The sequence below is a fragment of the Paenibacillus tundrae genome (genome assembly GCF_036884255.1).
In the GTDB taxonomy this organism is placed as follows: domain Bacteria; phylum Bacillota; class Bacilli; order Paenibacillales; family Paenibacillaceae; genus Paenibacillus.
The window spans coordinates 6,104,816-6,119,089 of sequence record NZ_CP145605.1 but is presented as its reverse complement, the minus strand read 5'-3'; the positions used below and the strand labels follow the sequence as shown (position 1 = coordinate 6,119,089).

Below are 14,274 nucleotides of genomic sequence, written 5' to 3'. Positions count from 1 at the left end.
GTCTATACTTATCTACGTATCAAGCTCGAACGATTCCAGTGTACCCGCCATTCGTAGGTCATGCTGTTGATTGAATTCAGTTCGTTTGTCGGCATTCGCATATTCATCGTGATAATGCATGAGCACGGTCTTTGCTCTAACGTGAGCGGGCAATTGCTCCAGATCCTTCAATGAGGTATGCGACTTGATAACGAGGTCATGCATATGGCATTCATGGAATATAAGCCGCACATCCTCGGCAACCTCTTCTACACGTTTCTGATCAAGTGTGCTATCTGCACTGTAATAGAAGTAAGATTTAGCCATCAGCCCATTGCTGACCATGCCCGGTACATGCTTCGTACGGAAAGTTTCAAACGTAACACCGCCCAGCTCAAACGTTCCTCCATCGGGTAGTGGAACCACATCGTAATAATCACTCATCGTACGTTCCCCATCTGTCGTATAACGCATACCCGGAGAGAGAATGCTCCACAGCGGATCGACCAGCTCTTCATGGATAAACAGACGTGGCTTCTGGTCACCCACAATCTGAGCATAGTATCCAAGCATCTGTACCCCGTTAATATGGTCTTCGTGCAAATGCGTAATGAAGACGTTATGTATATCTGTCATCGGGAAGCCATATTGCTTCAATGCCTTCGCGTTCGATTCTGGAAAATCGATCACCAGATGGGTGTCACCGAATTCAGCCAATACACTGTTATGATGTTGGTCTACACTGAACATGTCTCCTGTACCGAGAAATGTAATTTTCATGTCTTCATCTCCTTACATGCGATCTTCAGATCAGCATAATTGTGATTAAAATTAGTATACCTTGTTCAAACGCATATGCCTAAATCAACCTTTTTTGATAACGCTATCATTTTATATTGAACTTTGGTGTCAAACAGTGTAGCGTACAAGGTGGGAAGTGAACCCATATGAACGTAAACTCACCTAAAGGGAGCGTGCATGATACATGAAATCTTTTCTTGATGAACAATTTCTGCTGCACAACGAAACGGCGGTAAGGTTATATGAGGACTACGTCAAAGATATGCCGATTATTGACTATCACTGCCACCTCAGTCCTCAGGAGATTTATGAGAATAAGACCTTTGGCAACATCACAGAAGCCTGGTTATATGGAGATCATTACAAATGGCGTCTAATGCGCGCAAACGGAATTGAAGAGCAATACATTACGGGCGGAGAAGGTGTTACGGATTACGATCGTTTTCTGGCCTATGCCAAAACTGTACCGATGATGATTGGTAACCCGCTGTACGCCTGGTCTCATCTGGAGCTGCAGCGCTATTTCGGCGTCTATGAGGTGTTGAACGAGAAGAGTGCTCCATCCGTCTGGGAGAAAGTAAATGCGAAGCTAAACAGTGAAGGGTTCGGTGCACGAGACTTAATCACGAAGTCCAATGTGACAGTGGTGTGCACAACGGATGATCCATGTGACTCCTTGGAATACCATCTCAAGATTAAGGAGATCGAAGGGTTCGAAACGGCTGTGTTACCTTCCTTCCGTCCTGACAAAGGGCTGGAGTTAAATCGCGATACCTTTACCGAATGGGTGGGCAAGCTATCTCAGGCTTCAGACACCGCAATTGAAGACTATGATTCCTTCCTTGCCGCACTAGAATCCCGGGTGGAATTCTTCCATTCTGTTGGCGGCCGTGTGTCTGACCATGCGCTCGATTATGTTCCATTCGGTGAAGCAACACGTGAAGAAGCAGGCGCTATATTTGCCAAAGCCCTTGCGGGTCAGAAAGTCACTCGTGAAGAAGAGGATAAGTACAAGACGGTCACGCTAACCTTCCTAGGGAAGCTGTATGCCGATCGGGGCTGGGTAATGCAGTTCCATATCAATGCCGCTCGTAACAATAACAGTCGGATGTTTGCGAAGCTGGGGCCAGATACCGGATATGATTCCGTGAACGATACACCACTTTCTTCGGCGGTGATCGGTCTACTGGATGCGCTTGAGCAAGAGCAGGCACTGCCCAAAACGATACTGTATTCTCTGAACCCACGTGATAATGAAGTGCTCGCTGCAATTATGGGCAGCTTCCAAGGTGGAGGCATTCCAGGTAAAATCCAGCTTGGTGCAGCTTGGTGGTTCAATGATACCAAGGACGGCATGTTAGCTCAGATGAGAGCACTTGCGAACGTGGGCTTAATCAGTCGTTTTGTCGGCATGCTGACCGATTCACGCAGCTTCTTATCCTACACTCGGCATGAATATTTCCGCCGCTTAGTATGTAATCTAGTCGGTGAGTGGGCTGAGCAGGGTGAGGCTCCACAAGATATGGAGCTATTAGGTGAGATCGTACAAGGGATTGCCTACAACAATGCCAAGGAGTACTTCCCGTTCTCCCCTGCGCTACAGACGGCTTCGGCATCCCAGAGCTAATTGGACACATACGATTAACGTACGCAATCAAAATTACATTTCCCAACCACGGCGATTTTACGCCGTGGTTTTTTGGTGCTTTGGAACAAAATAGAACAGAGTTGACTTTCATATTTGTCGGAAATATAATTAGGTTACCTAATTAATTGGTCATCTATTTAATTGTAGACCTATATAATAGGTATACTACGGTAATTGAATTCAACAGGTATCGCCTGATAAGGAGGAAGACCATATGGCTGGCATAGATCCGGTCGCTCAGAAGCTTTTATATTCCATCATGCAGTTTAATAAGGGCAAATGGAGACAACATAAACCGCATGGGCGCAATCACAATGAAATTATGGTGCTGGGTTGTTTGCTTCACGGTATGCATCCGGGAGAACGCCTGAATTGGCAGGATAATCCGCCTGATTTCAATCACTCCTTCGAATCCAATTATCCGGGACTGAAGGTTTCGGAGATCAGTGCTTTGCTACGTGTGAAGTCACCAACCATTACACCCGTCATACGGGGACTTGAGGATGAAGGGTTAGTTGAACGTACGATGGATCCAGAGGATCGACGTGCAGTGCGCATTACGATTACTGAGGCAGGCCGTGCAATCATTCGGGCTGCTCATGAAGAGCGTATGGAAATTTTCAACAAGCTTGTCGAGCATCTAGGCGAGGAAGAGAGCCTTCAGTTAGCTGCGTTGCTTACGAAGGTGTACACCTTCTTTGATAGCAAGGTTCCCCAAGAATCAGAAGCAAATGAACAAGGAGACGATACGCCATGATGAAATTGTTTCGTATGCTGAAGCCATACCAAATCTCCGTCTATTTCATTCTAGGTCTGGTACTGTTGCAGTCTCTGGCTGAACTATACCTGCCTACCCTGATGGGAGACATCGTGAATAAAGGGATCATTAGAGGAGACATTCCTTATATCTGGAAAATCGGTGGCTTTATGCTACTCATCGCCATTGCCGGAACCGCCTGTTCCATTATTGCCAGTTACCTATCTTCACGCACAGCAGGTGGATTTGCCAAACAGCTTCGTAGCAGAGTGTTCCGCCATGTAGAGAACTTCTCCCTGCAGGAGTTCGATAAGATGGGTACAGCTTCGCTCATCACCAGAACGACGAATGATATTACACAGGTTCAGAATGTGTTAACGATGATGCTGCGTATGATGATTATGGCTCCGTTGATGTGTATCGGTGGTATTGTCATGGCGATATCCCAGGATGCTAAATTATCTACCATTTTCCTCGTTGTGCTTCCTGTGTTGGGTGGTGCCATTGCACTGATTGGTTCGAAGGGGCTGCCACTATTCAAAAAAATTCAGAAGAAGCTTGATCGACTCAATCTGGTGTTACGTGAGCAATTAACGGGTATTCGGGTTGTTCGATCTTTCAATCGTGGAGCACATGAGCGTGCTCGCTTTAATGGAGCCAATACCGATCTAAGAGATGTCTCCATTAAGGTCAATGTTCTTATGGCAACACTGATGCCTATCATGATGCTTGTTATGAATTTCTCGATGATCGCCATTCTATACTTTGGTGGTATGCGAATTGATAGCGGGAATATGAATATTGGTTCACTGATTGCATTTATCCAGTATGCGATGCAGATTATGTTCTCCCTCATTATGGTCTCCATGATCTTTGTCATGATTCCAAGAGCATCGGCTTCAGCAGAGCGGATTAATGAAGTGCTTGATATGCAGCCAGATCTTAGTGATCCAACGCAGCCGCGTAAGATGAATGCACTTCAAGGAACGATTGAATTCGATAATGTTACATTCCGTTACCCGGGTGCCGAGAATGCTGCGTTATCCAATATTTCTTTTACGGCTCGTCCTGGGGAGACCACGGCAATTATCGGTGGTACGGGTTCAGGTAAATCAACATTACTCAGCCTTATTCCTCGATTCTATGACGTTACCGAAGGTACTGTGCGAGTGAATGGGACGGATGTCCGTCAACTGAAACAGGAGAATTTACGAGCGATTATTGGATTTGTACCGCAAAAGGCAGTGCTGTTTACCGGAACCATCGCAGAGAATATCCGTCATGGTAAGGACGATGCCACAATGGAGGAGGTTGTGCATGCGGCTCAAACGGCGCAGGCAGAGAACTTCATTTCCGAGATGAAAGATGGCTATGACAGCATGATTGCACAAGGTGGTAATAACGTTTCGGGTGGACAAAAGCAGCGTTTGTCCATTGCACGCGCACTAGTGCGTCGCCCTGAGGTGTATATTTTCGACGATAGCTTCTCTGCACTCGATTTCAAGACAGATGCTAAGCTCAGAGCCGCACTGAAATCAGAGACGACGGAAGCGGCAGTGCTGATCGTTGCTCAACGGGTGAGCACTGTTATGGATGCTGATCGGATTCTTGTCATGGATGAAGGTCGAATTGTTGGTTCAGGAACACATCAAGAGCTGCTCGCGAACAACGAAGTGTATCGTGAAATTGTATCGTCCCAGCTTACAGAGGAGGAGATCGCATGAGTGAACGTACAGAACGCAAGGCACCCAAATCCGGTGTGCCCGGCCCTCCTGGTGGCGGCATGGGAATGCGTCCCCCAGTGGAGAAAGCGAAGGATTTCAAAGGTACACTACGTCGGTTGGTTCGCTATCTGCATCCACACCGTTTCCGGCTCCTAGGGGTTCTTATCGCAGCCATTTTAAGTACCGTCTTCAGTATTATCAGTCCCAAAATAATGGCAGAAGGTACGAATATATTAAGTGAAGGCGCTATTGCCATTTATCAGGGCGTACAAGGCGCAAGTGTTGATTTTCCTGCATTAATCAAAGTGTTGTATCTGCTTGTGGGGTTATATCTGTTCAGTGCTGCATTTATGTATGTCCAGCAGTACTTGATGGCTGGCGTGGCACAACGTGTTGTGTACGACATGCGTGAGCAGATCAGTGCGAAGGTCGGACGCTTGCCTCTCAAATATTTTGATTCCCGTACTCACGGGGAGACATTAAGCCGGGCAACTAACGATGTAGATAACATAAGTAATACGTTGCAACAGAGCTTGACGCAGTTTATTACCTCGGTTGTTACGATTGTTGGGGTCATCATTATGATGCTCACCATTAGTCCGTGGATGACATTGATTACCCTTTTAACTCTGCCGCTGAGTGTTGTTGTGGTGGTTGCTGTAGCTTCCCGTTCACAAAAGCATTTTGCTGGACAGCAGAAATCACTCGGTGAGCTGAATGGGCACGTAGAGGAAATGTATACAGGACATAAGGTCGTCAAAGCATTTGGTCGTGAAAATCAATCCGTCGAACAGTTCGAAAAGGTGAACGAAGAACTGTATGAATCAGGCTGGAAAGCCCAGTTTATCTCGGGGATTATTATGCCGCTGATGTCGTTTGTCGGTAACTTAGGTTATGTTCTGATCTGTGTCGTGGGCGGGATCTTTGTTACACGAGGCGCAATTACCATCGGGGATATTCTTGCCTTCACGCAATATTCACGTCAATTCACACAGCCGATTAACCAGATTGCCAACATCTCGAACATTATTCAATCCACCATTGCTTCGGCAGAGCGGGTATTCGAATTGTTGGATGAAGAAGAAGAGGTGCCTGAGTCAAATAAACCTGTGGCATTACAGCAACCACAAGGTGCTGTAGCTTTCCAAGGTGTGAATTTTGGATACAAAGACGATGAGTTACTCATCCGTAATATGAACATTGATGTGAAGCCAGGTCAGACGGTCGCTATTGTGGGGCCAACGGGTGCTGGTAAAACGACATTGATCAACCTGCTCATGCGTTTCTATGAAATACAGGACGGGCAGATTAAAATTGATGGTGTGAACATTCAGGATATGGAGCGTAGCAAGCTGCGTAGCTTATTTGGGATGGTGCTTCAAGATACCTGGTTGTTCAACGGAACTATCCGTGACAACATTGCTTATGGACGTGAAGGGGCAACGAGCGAGGAAGTATATGAGGCTGCAAGAGCCGCGCATGCCGATCATTTCATTCGAACTCTGCCTGACGGGTATGATACGGTGTTGAATGAAGAAGCGTCGAACATCTCCCAAGGACAGAAGCAACTGCTCACGATCGCTAGAGCGATTCTGGCTAATCCGGCAATCCTCATTCTGGATGAGGCAACAAGTAGTGTCGATACACGGACAGAAGTGTTCATTCAGAAAGCGATGAATGATCTGATGCAGGATCGCACCAGCTTCGTCATTGCCCATCGATTGTCCACCATTCGTGGTGCGGATCTCATCCTCGTGATGGATCACGGTAACGTCATTGAGCAGGGTAACCATGAGGAGTTAATGGATCGACAGGGCTTCTACGCGGATCTGTATAATAGCCAGTTCGCAGAGCAACAGCCGCAGGCGATATAAGCTAGTTAAGTTAGATCATTGATATATAAAGAAACACACTAACCAAACAAGACTGAGCAACCCTAGTGGGAGCTCAGTCTTGTTTGGCTTCAGCTTATAATGTTTCCATTAAAGCTCCATTCAACCTGAAACATACAACATACATGCATGAATTCGTTGGTTAGACTATTGATATACTAGTCTTGCTTGGCTTTACCCGTAACTGTGCTATTCTTAGCATTGTTCTCTTCCGTGTCTTCTGGAGAGTCATGCAATTGAAGCGTGACTTCATCCTTATCCGATGTACTCAGCGCAGAAGGAGGCATTTCCCCCGGAATGGCTTCGCGTTGTTCAATCATACGTTTAACGACCTCATAGCAGTCATCGACGTGTTTGTTCCCAACATAGCGCATTCCTGTATAGCTAAGCGTTGCAGCCAGTCCTTGACCGGCGAGCGGCACAAATTTGGCGACCGATTTGGTAGCTACACGTATGCCAATGCGCTTCAGGATTTGGACTACCAGTTCTTTGGTAACCATTCGTCCAATCACTTTGGAGCCGATGGACATCACGAATCCGTAGATCATGGACTTGGTCTCTGGATCCATGCCTTCGAGCTGTTTTTGTGATAATCCGAATTTATTGTTAATGGCAGGCAAGAGCTGCATGAGCATTCCTACATCGGCGAGCACATCTGTACCAGGCAACGGAACGAGTGTGGTGCCGAAGGAAGCAGTGGCTCTTTTTCGAACCATGGTGCGGCATTCTTTGCGAACTTGCTCCAATTGTTCCAATGTTGCTGGAATCATAGCAATCCCTCCATTCGTTTATGGTATACATATAACCGTTTTGAACGAGTTTGAATGGTACTTCTATCACTGTAAATTTTAGGAATGCAATGATATAGCTTATTTTCAATAAATTGCGGAACAAGTGTTGTTCTCATACATGAGCATAGCAAAAAAAGTAGTGCTTATCCATTGCATATAAGAGTTCTCCATTTTGCACACACACGATAATGAGTGTTTAGCTGAAGTTACACTTTTCATCTCAACGGGTAAAGGGTTAATAGGTCGATACATATCCTAGAATGGGGGGAATAGCGATGGAGTTTAACAAAGCCTTGTTAATTCATCATCAGCACGCGGGAAAAGCTAATCGGGTTGATCCAGTAGGCATTGTATCAGGCATACTAGCGCCAGCAGTTCGCGAACTTGTTATGGTTCGAACGGACGAGCCTGGGGAGGGTGAGCGTCTATGCCGTGAGCGTGGGGAGCAGTTCGATGTTGTGTTTATTCTTGGCGGTGATGGTACGGTTCATGAATGCGTGAATGGGCTAGCCGATCTTAAACAGCCTCCACTTGTTGGCATATTGCCAGGAGGTACCTGTAATGATTTTGCGCGTTCGCTAGGCATTTCTCCAGATGTGGAAACAGCTGCGCAGGAAATGTTGAAAGGGCAGCAGGTGTCTATTGATCTTGGACGAGCTAATGACCGAGTATTTACGAACTTTTATGGAATCGGATTAATCAGTGATACATCACAAAATATAAATGATCAATTAAAAGGTGCACTCGGCAAGATTAGTTACTTCATCAGCACCTTACAAACGATAAGTCATGCAGAGCCATTCCGCTATCAATTGGAGGCAGACGGGGAGAAGATGCAGGGTGAAGCGGTTATGATCTATATTGCGAACGGGCGTTTTCTGGGCACCAACGCGTTGCCCTTTGCACCCAACTCTCTCCAAGACCGTAAACTGGATGTGCTCATTATCCATGATACAGGTATCCCTTTGCTACGAGAGATTTTAACCCATAAGCCAGAAGGAGAATGGCAGCCTCAGCATGAGAGCATCAGTTATTTCAAGGCAGCCAGCTTGAAGCTGGAGACTGCAACGCCTATGCTGGCAGATACCGATGGCGAATTATATATGAAGACACCCGCCGAACTGTCGGTGTCGGCGGGTCATCTGACTTTTCTGACCGGAGATGAATATTAATATCCCTGTTTCTTTTATTGCACATCATGGGTGCTACTCTAAGATTGATCTACGCAGTACCTCTCTCGATACTCTTCTTCTAGCATGCTCATGCGTATGGCATCATGATACTGATGGTTATAGAACAGCACGTCTCGGCTGATTCCTTCACGCTGGAACCCAAGCTTTTCATACGTCCGGATGGCGCGTTCGTTGAAGGCGTACACCTCAAGCTCAATCCGATGCAGATTGCATATGCCATAACCATAATCAAGCATAAGCAGCATGGCTTCGCTACCATAACCTTTACCTTGATGCTCCGCGTTGTCGATGGCAATGCGAAGATGTGCGCTACGATTTTTGCTATGCATGTCCATCAGGACGATGTCACCGATGACTTGATCCGTTTCTTGTAAAGCGATCAACAACATGAGCCTGGAATCATCCTGGGCTGCATTCTCTACATAACGTTCGACTTGTGCACGTGTAAAACTATTTTGTGTACCCGTAAGCCGGCGAGTCTCGCTGTTGAATAACCCTGGAAAATAGGTATCTACATCGCTCTGCTCAAATGGACGTAGATAGACACGCTCACCCTCTAGAAGACGTGGGATATGTGATGATGATTGGGTAGATTGAGACATGGTTATTCCTCCTATTTGTGAACTGACTCCCCTGAGTATATCCCAGTACTGTATACTGCAAAATGTGCAGTTATTAAAATTCAAGCAGGACAGATGAGGTGTATGGAATCATGAAGCAGATGCCGATATTGGAGGAGAACACGAGCAGGCCCGTCTACGTTCAACTCTCGGATCATATCAAACGGGAGATTATGCGTGGTGAATTGGCCGAGAATACCAAGCTGCCTTCCATTCGTAAACTGGCCGAAATGCTGGGAGTCAGTTCGACTCCAGTCGAATGGGCATATCAGCAATTGATTGCAGAAGGATATGTGTATAGCCAGCCACGTAGAGGCTTTCGTGTACGTGCTTTGATGGATGGGTACGGGGCGATTCAGCTTCCGATGGATGATAGTTTGCATCATGAGATCAAGCCGGATCAACGCCAATATCCAGACTCGGATCAAGCTGCAATTCGCCCCGTCAAGAATATGGAGTTTGATTTTCATATGTCACGCAATGATTTTAGTCTGTTTCCGTATGCCAAATGGCAGCAATATACGAATCGAATCTGGCGCGAAGAGGCGGATAAGTTGTTGTTTTATGGTGATCCCCAAGGAGAATGGGGGTTACGATGTGAGATTGCCACCTATCTTGGGCAGTTCCGTGGTGTGAGATGTTCGCCAGAACAGGTCGTGGTGGGTGCAGAGCAGCACTTGTTAATGACGTTGCTTGTACAAACGCTACTGAAGTTGGGTGGTGTTCATTCGATTGGAGTTGAACGTCCTGGTTATCGCTTGTTGCCGGGTACATTCCGCCATTATGGTTATCAGGTTGTGCCCATTCCACTGGATGATGAAGGTTTGGATATCACAGCATTGGAACGTGCGGGAGTGAAGCTAGTAGGTGTGTCGCCCTCCCATCAATTCCCGATGGGCATGACAATGCCTATTGCACGAAGATTAGCGTTGCTAGATTGGGCGGAGCGGGAACAAGCCTACATCATTGAGGATGATTATGACGGCGAGTTTCGTTATCATGGACGTCCAATTCCATCGATGCAAGGACTGCGCGAGGATAGTCGTGTCATCTATATGGGCGGTTTCTCCCAGGTGCTTGCCCCGACCTTGTGTGTACACTACATGGTCCTTCCAATGGAATTAATGCATGGCTTCCGAGAGATGTACCGAGACGTCCTGTTTGAACAGTCGGCTTCCCGGTTCATCCAGCGAACGTTAGAAGTATTCATGCGTGAAGGGGAGCTTGGCAAGCATATCCGCAAAATGCGAAACCTCTACAAACGGAAACATGATCTTCTCGTTCAATCCATCCGCAGACATTTTGGCGAGCATGCTGAGATTAGCGGACAGAGTGCAGGCTTTCATCTGGTATTGCGTATAACGTCATCTCAGACAGCCACTGCGTTGGTACGTGCAGCGGCTGAGAAGGGTGTACAAGTGAGTTCTACAGCGTATCTATGGGGAGATGCCGACAGTCCGAAGGATGGCAAAAAGGAATTTATCATCGGTTTCGCGGGTATAGAAGCAGCCCATATTGATTATGGGATCGAAGCACTTGCGGAGGCATGGAACTGTTCTCCTTCATCTTAGTTCTCTTGAACAGCCCCATCCAGAAATAAGCCAACAAGTTGCTGTGCAAGTTCCGCAATGCTTGCATGCATGTTGCGCACATCTTCCCGGTTCGCAAGCATAAGCAGGGACGTAAATGCATGAGCGAGCAACATGGGGTTCGCAGGGCGGAGGTATCCATGATCCATTTCTCGCTGAAAATGTACAGCCAGCACCTCATAGATCTGTATCTCCGCTGCACGGATCTGGGTAAGCTGCTCTTCGTTCAGATAGGTTTCGGCTTCGCGCATCATCGTTTCTGTATCAATATGAGATTGCTCCATCTTCACCTCAGCTACATTCCCAAGCCGTTGTCGCAGCGATCCGGGCTCATCTAGCCGACGTGCGGTCTGCTGCATCGCCATAGCCATCATACGTGTGATAGCTGTCGTGAACAGCTCAGGTTTACTGGAGAAGTGGTAATAGATCGATGCTTTGGTTACCTGACATTGGGACGCGATCTGTTGCAGGGATACAGGTTCATATCCATGTTCCATAAATAGCTTGGATGCCGTCATAAGAATTTTCGACTGAGTTGATGCTTGATCAGAGCCAGCCTTTGGTCTGCCTGGTGAACGGGGAGTACGTTGTTTAGGGTTCATTTTGTATACCTCTTTACGTAAATTGTTACTGTTCAAAATTGTTCATAAATTTAGTATTGCATAATTAACCTTCCGGTATATATAATTAATTCGATTATACAATGACCCACGGTTCATTTCTATAATAAGTTCTATATAGATTGAGCTAATATTTACACCAGAACGGAGAGGACAGAAATAATTGAAGAAGCGAAGTGTTCGCCTTTATCACGGGATTTTTTCCCTTTTGAGAAGGGAATCAAAAAAATCTGGGGATAACAGCGATCGGAACATTATTCTGTCGTCGAAGTGGCTAGTGTAAATAGTTTAGATCAATCTATATATATATCAGGATAGGGAGATGAGAAGACAATGCAAGAAGGTTCGGGATACGGCCGCTGGGTTGCTGGCAAACGAAGTAAGTGGGTAACACTTCTGGTATGGATCATCATAGCGGTAGTACTCGGTCTAGTTTGGCCGGCTGTGAATGATCGGGAAACGAATAATGCTCAGGATCTGAGCGATTCCAAACCATCTGTTCAAGCTGCTGTAGTAGCTCAGCGAGAATTCCCTGGTGGGGAAGGCTTGCCAGCATTAATTGTATGGCATCAGGCTGGTGGACTCACAGATGAACATATTAAGCAGATTCAAGCGCTGACAGAGCGACTGGATCAAGACCCTGTGGAAGAGCAGCAAGCGGTAGTACCGCTGTATCAGTTACCACCACAGGCCATTCAAGGGCAACTATCCGAAGATGGTAGCACGCTTGTTATGCCTCTCTTCTTCAACGAAGGAGCCGATGCGGAGCAACTGGAGAAAGGCATCGATGCACTGCAGGAGAAAACGGAAGAAATCTTCGGAGTGAACCCGTTTGAAGTAGCCGTTGATGATACAAGTTCACTCAGCGCACGCGTTACAGGGCCAGTCGGTATATCGATTGATGCCAGTGGATTATTCTCTTCTGCTGACGTATCGCTGCTCATTGCAACAGTCATACTCGTGCTTGTGTTGTTATTACTGATATATCGTTCCCCGGTACTTGCGATTATTCCAATTATCGCAGTAGGGTTCGCATATATGGTGACGAGTCCGATTCTGGGATTCATGGCAGATCAAGGATGGATCACCGTTGATGCTCAGTCCATTTCAATTATGACGGTACTCTTATTCGGAGCGGGAACGGATTACTGCCTGTTCATGATCTCTAGATTCCGTCAAATTCTCTACCATGAGCCGGACAAAAAGAAAGCTCTCTTCCAGGCAATCACGGGTTCATCCGGTGCCATTGCCATGAGTGGTTTCACTGTCGTTGCGGCCTTGCTTGTACTGTTACTTGCTGAATATGGGGCATATCACCGTTTTGCCGTACCATTCAGTTTGTCCATCTTCATCATGTTTATTGCAAGTCTAACGCTGGTTCCAGCCTTACTCGCTATCTTCGGTCGTGGGTCGTTCTACCCGTTCGTACCGCGTACACATGAGATGGAAGTAGAACGTGCTAAGAAAAAAGGCAAACCAGCTCCAGCTCCACGCAAAGTGAAAGAAAGCTGGATCGGGCGTACAGTTGTTACGAAGCCATGGACAGTGCTGGCAGTTACTCTGGTACTCCTAGGTGGACTAGCGGTGTTCTCAACACAGATTAAATTCACATATGACTTGTTATCTTCCTTCCCGGAAGATGTTCCTTCTCGTGAAGGCTTCACCGTTATTGGAGAACAGTTCTCCCAAGGGGAATTGGCTCCAGTGAAAGTTATCATTGATGCTGAGGGTCAAGAGACGGATCTCCAATCCAAACTTGAAGCACTCGATTATGTAAGCAAAGTTGGCGATGCACAGCAGGGTGCGGAGAATGCGAACATTACAGCCTATGATGTAGAGTTCAATCTGAATCCGTACTCAATGGAAGCAATGCAGCACATTCCTGATTTGCGAGCTACTGCTGAGCAGGCATTGACGGATGCGGGAATATCGAATGCCGATACGCACGTATGGATTGATGGCCAGACGGCTGAGCAATATGACATTGAAGTAGCTGGAGAGCGCGATGCTAAGATCATTATTCCAGTGGTCATCGGCATGATCACATTGTTATTGCTGCTCTACCTGCGTTCTGTAGTCGCAACGGCATATTTGATTGCAACTGTCGTTCTATCCTTCTTCTCAGCACTGGGACTGGGGTGGCTTATTATCCATTACGGTCTTGGAGCTGATGCCATTCAAGGAGCGATTCCGCTGTATTCCTTCGTGTTCCTTGTGGCACTAGGTGAAGACTACAACATCTTCATGATCTCAAGCATCTGGCAGAAACGCAAAACGATGCCACTTCGCCAAGCCATTAAGGAAGGTGTAGGCGAGACTGGATCGGTTATCACCTCTGCGGGTCTGATCTTGGCAGGAACGTTCGCGGTATTGGCAACATTGCCGATCCAGGTGTTAGTGCAGTTCGGGATTATTACGGCTGTAGGCGTTATGCTGGATACGTTCCTGGTGCGTCCATTCATGGTACCGGCGATTACGACATTGCTAGGTAAATGGGCATTCTGGCCAGGTAAATATGTTCCGATTGCGGAAAAACAGGAAGAGAAGCAGGTTTAATCTCTATCCTATGATTCGGTTATATAGCATGGATGGCGGTTACGATCTAACCGCTGTCCATGTTTTTTTGAAATTATTATGAATATATTTAATAAAATTCACAC

11 protein-coding genes are annotated in these 14,274 nt (G+C 46.6%); 7 read left to right on the top strand and 4 right to left on the bottom strand.

What is annotated here, in order from left to right:
• Positions 1–12: 12 nt before the first annotated feature.
• Positions 13–759: an MBL fold metallo-hydrolase gene (locus V6W81_RS27355; protein ID WP_338540972.1), complete on the bottom strand. Its 747-nt coding sequence runs from the start codon at positions 757–759 to the stop codon at positions 13–15.
• A gap of 205 nt (positions 760–964) precedes the next feature.
• On the opposite strand from V6W81_RS27355, the gene uxaC reads away from it, so the two are divergent.
• The 4 genes from uxaC to V6W81_RS27335 all read left to right on the top strand — a co-directional run bounded on the left by uxaC (position 965) and on the right by V6W81_RS27335 (position 6,783).
• The gene (gene uxaC / locus V6W81_RS27350; protein ID WP_338540971.1) at positions 965–2,407 is read left to right on the top strand and encodes a glucuronate isomerase; all 1,443 of its coding nucleotides are present in this window, start codon (positions 965–967) and stop codon (positions 2,405–2,407) included.
• A 235-nt stretch (positions 2,408–2,642) separates the two neighbouring features.
• Positions 2,643–3,185: a MarR family winged helix-turn-helix transcriptional regulator gene (locus V6W81_RS27345; RefSeq protein ID WP_338540970.1), complete on the top strand. Its 543-nt coding sequence runs from the start codon at positions 2,643–2,645 to the stop codon at positions 3,183–3,185.
• Positions 3,182–4,909 (top strand): ABC transporter ATP-binding protein, encoded by a 1,728-nt coding sequence (locus V6W81_RS27340; RefSeq protein WP_145044606.1) that lies wholly within the window; start codon positions 3,182–3,184, stop codon positions 4,907–4,909. Before V6W81_RS27345 ends, V6W81_RS27340 begins: the two co-directional genes overlap by 4 nt.
• Positions 4,906–6,783 carry an ABC transporter ATP-binding protein gene (locus V6W81_RS27335; RefSeq protein WP_338540969.1) on the top strand — a complete coding sequence of 626 codons (1,878 nt, stop codon included), beginning with the start codon at positions 4,906–4,908 and terminating at the stop codon, positions 6,781–6,783. Before V6W81_RS27340 ends, V6W81_RS27335 begins: the two co-directional genes overlap by 4 nt.
• Positions 6,784–6,959: 176 nt before the next feature.
• Here the strand turns inward: V6W81_RS27335 and V6W81_RS27330 are convergent, their stop codons facing one another.
• The gene (locus V6W81_RS27330; protein WP_338540968.1) at positions 6,960–7,571 is read right to left on the bottom strand and encodes a hypothetical protein; all 612 of its coding nucleotides are present in this window, start codon (positions 7,569–7,571) and stop codon (positions 6,960–6,962) included.
• Positions 7,572–7,867: 296 nt separating this feature from the next.
• On the opposite strand from V6W81_RS27330, the gene V6W81_RS27325 reads away from it, so the two are divergent.
• A complete protein-coding gene (locus V6W81_RS27325) occupies positions 7,868–8,764 on the top strand; it encodes a diacylglycerol/lipid kinase family protein (RefSeq protein WP_338540967.1) in 897 nt (298 codons plus the stop codon).
• Positions 8,765–8,802: 38 nt separating this feature from the next.
• On the opposite strand, the gene V6W81_RS27320 is transcribed toward V6W81_RS27325, so the two are convergent.
• Positions 8,803–9,387 (bottom strand): GNAT family N-acetyltransferase, encoded by a 585-nt coding sequence (locus tag V6W81_RS27320; protein ID WP_338540966.1) that lies wholly within the window; start codon positions 9,385–9,387, stop codon positions 8,803–8,805.
• Positions 9,388–9,497: 110 nt separating this feature from the next.
• On the opposite strand from V6W81_RS27320, the gene V6W81_RS27315 reads away from it, so the two are divergent.
• The gene (locus V6W81_RS27315) at positions 9,498–10,976 is read left to right on the top strand and encodes a PLP-dependent aminotransferase family protein (protein ID WP_338540965.1); all 1,479 of its coding nucleotides are present in this window, start codon (positions 9,498–9,500) and stop codon (positions 10,974–10,976) included.
• Here V6W81_RS27315 and V6W81_RS27310 read toward each other — a convergent pair.
• Entirely contained in the window at positions 10,973–11,596 is a 624-nt protein-coding gene (locus V6W81_RS27310) for a TetR/AcrR family transcriptional regulator (RefSeq protein WP_338540964.1), read from the bottom strand. The two genes, V6W81_RS27315 and V6W81_RS27310, sit on opposite strands and share 4 nt — an antisense overlap.
• A gap of 351 nt (positions 11,597–11,947) precedes the next feature.
• Between V6W81_RS27310 and V6W81_RS27305 the strand changes: the two genes are divergently transcribed.
• Complete coding sequence (locus tag V6W81_RS27305) at positions 11,948–14,170, top strand: MMPL family transporter (protein ID WP_338540963.1); 2,223 nt, start codon at positions 11,948–11,950, stop codon at positions 14,168–14,170.
• Positions 14,171–14,274: the final 104 nt, after the last annotated feature.

Bases quoted from the DNA above. Each gene is read 5' to 3' on its own strand.
- V6W81_RS27355 (WP_338540972.1), bottom strand. From the start codon at position 759: ATGAAAATTACATTTCTCGGTACAGGAGACATGTTCAGTGTAGACCAA.
- uxaC (WP_338540971.1), top strand. From the start codon at position 965: ATGAAATCTTTTCTTGATGAACAATTTCTGCTGCACAACGAAACGGCG.
- V6W81_RS27345 (WP_338540970.1), top strand. From the start codon at position 2,643: ATGGCTGGCATAGATCCGGTCGCTCAGAAGCTTTTATATTCCATCATG.
- V6W81_RS27340 (WP_145044606.1), top strand. From the start codon at position 3,182: ATGATGAAATTGTTTCGTATGCTGAAGCCATACCAAATCTCCGTCTAT.
- V6W81_RS27335 (WP_338540969.1), top strand. From the start codon at position 4,906: ATGAGTGAACGTACAGAACGCAAGGCACCCAAATCCGGTGTGCCCGGC.
- V6W81_RS27330 (WP_338540968.1), bottom strand. From the start codon at position 7,571: ATGATTCCAGCAACATTGGAACAATTGGAGCAAGTTCGCAAAGAATGC.
- V6W81_RS27325 (WP_338540967.1), top strand. From the start codon at position 7,868: ATGGAGTTTAACAAAGCCTTGTTAATTCATCATCAGCACGCGGGAAAA.
- V6W81_RS27320 (WP_338540966.1), bottom strand. From the start codon at position 9,387: ATGTCTCAATCTACCCAATCATCATCACATATCCCACGTCTTCTAGAG.
- V6W81_RS27315 (WP_338540965.1), top strand. From the start codon at position 9,498: ATGAAGCAGATGCCGATATTGGAGGAGAACACGAGCAGGCCCGTCTAC.
- V6W81_RS27310 (WP_338540964.1), bottom strand. From the start codon at position 11,596: ATGAACCCTAAACAACGTACTCCCCGTTCACCAGGCAGACCAAAGGCT.
- V6W81_RS27305 (WP_338540963.1), top strand. From the start codon at position 11,948: ATGCAAGAAGGTTCGGGATACGGCCGCTGGGTTGCTGGCAAACGAAGT.